The organism is Arthrobacter alkaliphilus, assembly GCF_021483235.1.
Classification (GTDB): Bacteria; Actinomycetota; Actinomycetes; order Actinomycetales; family Micrococcaceae; genus Arthrobacter; species Arthrobacter alkaliphilus.
In genome coordinates, this window is the sequence record NZ_JAKEEC010000048.1 from 1 (window position 1) to 6,715 (window position 6,715).

Here is a 6,715-nt window from a genome sequence, read left to right on the forward strand (position 1 = left end):
TCGATCAGGTCGATCGCCTTGTCCGGCAGGAACCGGTCCGAGATGTACCGTTCGGCCAGCGTTGCGGCAGAGGCGAGGGCACCGTCGGTGATGGTCACCCGGTGGTGCGCCTCGTAACGGTCACGCAGGCCCTTGAGGATTTCGATCGCATGCGCAACGGAAGGCTCCTTGACCTGGATCGGCTGGAAACGGCGCTCAAGCGCGGCATCCTTCTCAATGTGCTTGCGGTACTCATCCAAGGTGGTGGCCCCGATGGTCTGGAGTTCACCACGGGCCAGCATCGGCTTGAGGATGGACGCGGCGTCGATGGCGCCTTCAGCGGCGCCGGCACCCACGAGCGTGTGGATTTCGTCGATGAAGAGGATAATGTCCCCGCGGGTCCGGATTTCCTTCAGGACCTTCTTCAGTCGCTCTTCGAAGTCACCACGGTAACGGGAACCCGCGACGAGCGAACCGAGGTCAAGCGTGTAGAGCTGCTTGTCCCTGATGGTCTCCGGCACGTCTCCACGGACAATCGCCTGGGCGAGGCCTTCGACGACGGCCGTCTTGCCGACGCCGGGCTCGCCGATCAGCACGGGGTTGTTCTTGGTGCGGCGGGAGAGGACCTGCATGACGCGTTCCATCTCCAGCTCGCGTCCGATCACGGGATCAAGCTTGTTTTCCCGCGCCGCCTGGGTCAGGTTGCGGCCGAACTGGTCCAGCACCACCGAACCGGCGGGGGTGCCTTCCTGCTGGCCGGGGCCTGAGCCGGCACCCGCGGTTTCTTTGCCCTGGTAGCCGGAAAGCAGCTGGATGACCTGCTGGCGTACGCGGTTGAGGTCGGCGCCGAGCTTGACCAGGACCTGGGCGGCAACGCCTTCACCCTCGCGGATGAGGCCGAGCAGGATGTGCTCCGTGCCGATGTAGTTGTGGCCAAGCTGGAGGGCTTCCCGGAGCGAGAGCTCAAGCACCTTCTTGGCGCGCGGGGTGAAGGGGATGTGGCCGGACGGGGCTTGCTGGCCCTGGCCGATGATCTCCTGCACCTGTTCGCGGACGCCATCGAGCGAAATGCTCAGGGACTCCAGCGCCTTGGCGGCAACGCCCTCACCCTCGTGGATCAGTCCCAAGAGGATGTGCTCGGTACCGATGTAGTTGTGGTTGAGCATGCGTGCCTCTTCCTGGGCAAGCACAACAACGCGACGGGCACGGTCCGTAAATCTCTCAAACATTTCGCCACACTCCTAGCTACGACGTACTTTGATGCTACGTGGCAACGCTGGAATTTTGTGGCGTGTTCGCCACAGGGGAAACCGGGCCGCCCCCGGGAATAAGTTCACTCCGGCCACGAGCGACCCCCTCGCGAACCCCTCTCGAGCGCAGCGACCGTTGCGGAGGCCAAATCGGAGGCCTCCACCACCAGGCGGCGCTTCCCGCCGGCACCCCTCCGGGAGCCGGCCGGACGCCGTCGTTCTTCTCCGCGAAGTTGGCGGACCGACTGCCGAATACGCCATCCGATTAACTCCGGCCAGTTCCAAGGCTTCCCGTGAATAGTGGTGCACAACACCGCTTTCCAGACCGGTCCCGGCGGTTAAATGACAATACCCCGGCCCTAGGGCCGGGGTATTGATACTTGGGTATCAGGAATTGGCCTTCTGGTAAGCTTCCTGAATTTCGGCCTGAATGCGGCCCCGGCTGTTTACGGTATAACCGTTCTCGCGCGCCCATTGACGGATCTGTGCCGAGTCTTGATTTCTACCGGCGGCAACGCGACTGCGAGTTGCACGACCGGCCGACGTCTTGCGTGCCTTGGCTACAAACGGCCCAAGAGCGTCCCGCAGCTTCGCGGCGTTGGCGCTGGACAGGTCCATTTCGTAACTGACTCCATCAAGGCCAAAGCGGACAGTTTCGTCCGCAGAGCCCTCATCCAGGTCGTCAACGAGGATAATTTTGACTTTCTGTGCCATGAAAAGACTCTCTTTTGGAGGGGACGGATATGCCGAATAGCTAGACTACTAATTAAAGATTATCGTCCAGCCCATGGCACCTAGTCAAAGGCTCAGTCAAAGGCATCTTCAAAGACGCTATTAAAACTTCGGCGCAGGCCGGAGAAAGCGCTATTTGGCAGGGGTCGAGCCGTCGCCTGTGGGCTTGGCAATTCCGAATCCGGCTTCTTCCTGGGCGCGGGCTTCCGCTTGGCGCTCCGATTTGTCCGCGTTGAAGATAGCCTTCATCGCAAACCAAAAGAGAAGTCCGACGACGACGGATGGTGCAAGAACGGCAATGTATTCCATGGTCAGTGACCTTCGGGCTTGAGGAGGGGGAACAGAATGGTTTCGCGGATGCCGGCCCCGGTGAACAGCATGACCAAGCGGTCGATGCCCAGGCCGATGCCGCCCATGGGCGGAGCCCCGTACTCGAGGGCGCGGAGGAAGTCTTCATCCAACTGCATCGCCTCGACATCGCCGGCAGCGGAACGACGCGACTGCTCCGTGAGGCGTTCGCGCTGGATCACGGGGTCGATCAGCTCCGAGAAGGCCGTTCCGCGTTCCATGCCGCCAATGATGAGGTCCCAGGCCTCGATCAGGCGGCCGTCCTCGCGGTGCGGACGGGCCAGGGGCTGCGCCGACGGCGGGTAGTTGTAGACAAAGGTCGGGTTGAGGAGCGTGGGCTCCACGATCTCGCCGAACAGTTCGACCACGAGCTTTTCGGCGTCCCACTTGGGATCCACCTTGACCTCGTGCTTGGCGGCAATCGCCTGCAGTTCCGCCACCGTGGTGTCCGGAGTGATCTCTTCCCCGATCGCCTCGGAGAGCCCCGGGTATACCGCAACCCAAGCCCATTCGCCGTCGAGGTCTATCTCGCCGGCGTCAGTCTGGATGGTGCGGGTGCCGACGACGTCGGCGACGTTCAGGATGATTTCCTTCATGCGTTCGGCCATGACGAACTGGTCCGCCCACGCCTCGTAGCATTCCAGGGTGGTGAATTCGGGACTGTGCGTGGAGTCGACGCCTTCGTTGCGGAACACGCGGCCCATGTCGTAAACGCGGTCGATTCCGCCAACCACGGCACGCTTGAGGAACAGCTCCGTGGCAATGCGCAGCGTCATCTTCTGGTCGAAGGCGTTCATGTGCGTCTCGAACGGGCGGGCCGTGGCACCACCGTGGACGAGCTGCAGGATGGGGGTCTCCACCTCCACATAGCCGCGGCGGTCCAACGTGTCGCGAATCGAGCGGGTAATCGCCGCGCGGGTGTAGACCATTTCCCGGGCTTCGTCGCGCACCATCAGGTCCACATAGCGCTGCCTGACGCGGGTTTCCTCATTCAGCTCGGCGTGCAGCACCGGCAACGGGCGCAAGGCCTTGGAGGCCATGGTCCAGGAATCGGCCATGACGGAAAGCTCGCCGCGCCTGGAGGAAATGACTTCGCCCTTGATGAAAACGTGGTCTCCCAGGTCCACCAGCGCCTTCCAGTCCGCGAGGGCTTCCTCGCCGACGCCGGCCAGGCTGAGCATAGCCTGCAGGCGCACGCCCTTCCCGTCCACGCCACCCTCCTGGAGGGTGGCAAAGCAGAGCTTGCCGGTGTTGCGCACGAACACCACGCGGCCGGTGATGCCCACGACGTCGCCGGTGGTTTCGTCAGCCTGGAGATGGCCGTATTTCTCGCGGATCTCGGCAAGGGAATGCGTCCGCTCAACACCCACCGGGTAGGCCTCGGTGCCGCGCTCAATCAGTTTGCTGCGCTTCTCCATGCGGATGCGCATCTGCTCGCTGGCGTCGGCAGGCTCGGCGTTGTGCGGGGATGGGGTGTTTGCGGAAGTCACAATCCACAAGTTTACCGGGGATTCCTTAGAGTTCCCTATCTTCCCCTCCCGCCCCCGCGGCAACATAGACTCGGGCTGTGGAGACATGGACAGTTGAAACGGATGACGACGGCGGCCACCTCGAGGTGCACTCCTTCCGGCCCGCGGCGGAGGCGTCCATTCCTGGCGCGTCGAGCCCCGGGGAGGGGCCCGGCGTCGTGCTTGTTCACGGCACCTTGGTGACCGATTCCCTCTACTGGCCATTTGCCCGGAACCTGAGCGTCCTGCTCGGCCGGCCGGTCCACTCCTACAACAGGCGCGGCCGCGGCCGTTCGGCACCGCAGCCGCCCGGCTACTCCGCCGCAACGGAGACCAGCGATCTGCTTTCCGTGATGGAGGCGAGTGGATCAACCGAGGTGGTCGGGCACAGCTATGGCGGATTCGTCGCGCTGCAGGCGGCGCTGCAGGCACCCATTTCCCGCCTCGTCACCTACGACGCCGCGGTTTCCCTCTCCGGCAACCTGACCGGACGTTGGCGGCCGCAATTGGAAGAGGCCGTCACTGCCGGACAGCTCGACAATGCGTGGGCGCATTTGGTCCAGGGGCTGGGCACGGCCGGGCCGATCTCCTATTTGCCGCTCGGGGCACTGCGCGTGCTCAGCATCCTCTCCGCCAAGACGAGGTTGGGAGCCGAGATGAGGGACTTGTTGCCTACGGCGGTGTTGGAGATGCGGGCGATCCTTGACGCCGACTCCCGCATCGAAGACTACGCGGCATTGAAGACCCCGACCCTGATGCTGAGCGGCGGGTGGAGCCCGGCCTACTTTGCCGCAACCGGCCGGCAGCTAGCGGCTGCCATCCCGCCGGTGGACTTCGCGGTGGTCCCGCTGCAGTTCCACGAAGGCCCACTGCGGCCCGGCAAGCAACTCGCGGTGAGAATTGCCCGCTACCTGGAACAAGGAACGGCAAAGGCGCCGGCCCCCTAGGATGAATCGGTGAAAGAACGTGAGGTCCCGACGCCCGACGGCGGCAAACTCGCCTTGTATAGCTACGGCACGGTGGACGCGCCCGGAGAACGCCGAGTGGTGCTCATTGGCGGCGCATTCCTGACCGCCCTCATCTACCGGCCGTTTTCCATGGCGCTGTCGAAGGGACTCGGCGAGGACTGGGCAGTCGACGTCTACGATCGCAGGGGCCGCGGCAATTCGACGGAACTACCCGCGGACTACTCCATGGCCACGGAAATTGCCGACGTCCGCAGCGTCATGGACGCCACCGGCGCCAGGAACATCCTGGGCCACAGTCTTGGCGGATCCGTAGCATTGAATGCCGTCCAGGAATTTGCCGGAACAAGCTACGAGCCGGCCAAACTTGCTGTCTACGACGCCGCCGTGAACATCGACGGGAGTGTGGATATGGGCTGGTTGGACGGCTTTGCCCAATCCGTTGACAGCGGAAACCTGGCGCGTGCGATGGCCAAGATGAAGAAGGGCTTGCAGCCCCGCAGCGCTTTGGCGCGAATCCCGGAGCCCGTCCTGGCAGGACTCATGGCCCTCGTCTCCCGCACCAAGGTCAACAAGGCCCTCCGGGGACTTCTGCCGACGGCCGTCGCCGAACTCAAGGCCGCATACGACGAAGCCGCGCGTCCCCGGGACTTCTCCGTGCTCCCCCGAAGCACGCGATTCATCGTCGGCAGCAAAAGCCCGGAATACTACAAGGTCACCGCAGAGCGGCTGTACGCAGCCGTTCCCGGCAGCAGCCTGGTGGTCTCACCAAAAGGCTTCCACGGATCCATTCCCGCCGCGGTCAAGGAACTCGTGACGGACATTTCCGGCTATTTCAAGGACTGACGGAACCCCGCGGCTCCGTTAGGCTCGAAGCATGACGCGCGAGAACATCACAACGGCCGACGGCGGAACCCTCGAGCTATTCACGACTGGCGCTGAGCGTGCCAACGGCGGCTCGGGCGTCGTCGTCGTGCCCGCCTCCATGGTGACCGCCGCAGACTACTCCAAGTTCGCCCAGAAGCTCAGCGCCGCCCTGGGCCGACCGGTCCACACCTTCAACCGCCGCGGCCGGGGGAAATCGTCGCCACAGCCCGAGGACTACACTCTCGACGTCGACATCCGGGATCTGTCCGAAGTCATGAGGCACACGGCCAGCACCGACGTCTTCGGCCACAGCTTCGGAGGCGCAGTGGCCCTCCACGCGGCGCGCACGCTGCCGGTGGAACGCCTGGCGGTCTACGACCCCGCCGTCTCCGTGAACCACAGCGTGAAGGCCGAATGGACCAGCGAATACGAACGCGCGACGGCGGCTGGAGACTTCGACCGCGGGCTCGCTGTGCTGGTGAAGGGTGTCGAAACAGAGGGCGCGTTCGCGCGGATGCCATTATCGATGCTCACACTCGTCACCAAGCTGACCTCGGGCACCCCCATGGGCAAGCAAATGCGTGAACTCATGCGGGCCGGCGTGCGTGAGATCAAAGCAGTCATCGCCGCGGACATGCCCGCAGAGCCCTTCCTTGAACTCCCGCTGGAGACACTCATTGTGGTCGGCGAAAAGAGTCCCGCCTACTTCGGCGTAGCGTGCGGCCAGATCCACGACGTGCTGTCCGGATCGAGCTACACCATCCTGCCTGGCCACGGCCACGACGGCGTGATCCGCGCACCGGACAAGCTCATCGCCGAGCTCTCCGACTTCTTCTCCGGGTAGGCGCGGACTCAGGTTTAGCGGCCTTTTGGCGGACGCCCGGTCACCTATGGCGGGTTTTTGGGCGACGCCCGGTCACGTATGGCGGGTTTTTGGCGGACGCCCGGTCACGTATGGCGGGTTCTGGGCGGTCGCCTGGTCACATCCGGCCGGTCCCAACCCAACGCCCGGTCACTGCGGCGCGTCCTGGGCGGACGCCCGGTCACGTGTGGCGGGTCCTGGGCG

Annotated in this window: 7 protein-coding genes; 3 read left to right on the forward strand and 4 right to left on the reverse strand. The window is 64.2% G+C overall.

Annotated features, from left to right (window positions below):
* From L0B83_RS19420 to lysS, 4 genes are all read right to left on the reverse strand, one after another.
* On the reverse strand, window positions 1-1,208 hold a 1,208-nt coding region (locus L0B83_RS19420; RefSeq protein WP_234760216.1), incomplete at its 3' end, for a Clp protease N-terminal domain-containing protein.
* Window positions 1,209-1,616: 408 nt separating this feature from the next.
* Entirely contained in the window at window positions 1,617-1,943 is a 327-nt protein-coding gene (locus tag L0B83_RS19425; RefSeq protein ID WP_234760217.1) for a histone-like nucleoid-structuring protein Lsr2, read from the reverse strand.
* 150 nt (window positions 1,944-2,093) lie between these two features.
* Window positions 2,094-2,270, reverse strand: a complete 177-nt coding sequence (locus L0B83_RS19430) for a hypothetical protein (protein ID WP_234753903.1) — start codon at window positions 2,268-2,270, stop codon at window positions 2,094-2,096.
* Between the two features lie 2 nt (window positions 2,271-2,272).
* Window positions 2,273-3,799 (reverse strand): lysine--tRNA ligase, encoded by a 1,527-nt coding sequence (lysS, locus tag L0B83_RS19435; protein ID WP_234760218.1) that lies wholly within the window; start codon window positions 3,797-3,799, stop codon window positions 2,273-2,275.
* 77 nt (window positions 3,800-3,876) lie between these two features.
* On the opposite strand from lysS, the gene L0B83_RS19440 reads away from it, so the two are divergent.
* The 3 genes from L0B83_RS19440 to L0B83_RS19450 are packed head-to-tail and all read left to right on the forward strand — an operon-like array spanning window position 3,877 to window position 6,493.
* Window positions 3,877-4,764 (forward strand): alpha/beta fold hydrolase, encoded by an 888-nt coding sequence (locus tag L0B83_RS19440; protein ID WP_234760219.1) that lies wholly within the window; start codon window positions 3,877-3,879, stop codon window positions 4,762-4,764.
* A 9-nt stretch (window positions 4,765-4,773) separates the two neighbouring features.
* Window positions 4,774-5,628, forward strand: coding sequence for an alpha/beta fold hydrolase (locus tag L0B83_RS19445; RefSeq protein WP_234760220.1), 855 nt, complete (start codon window positions 4,774-4,776; stop codon window positions 5,626-5,628).
* 31 nt (window positions 5,629-5,659) lie between these two features.
* On the forward strand, window positions 5,660-6,493 hold the full coding sequence (locus L0B83_RS19450; RefSeq protein ID WP_234760221.1) for an alpha/beta fold hydrolase: 834 nt from the start codon (window positions 5,660-5,662) through the stop codon (window positions 6,491-6,493).
* The last annotated feature ends 222 nt before the right edge of the window (window positions 6,494-6,715 follow it).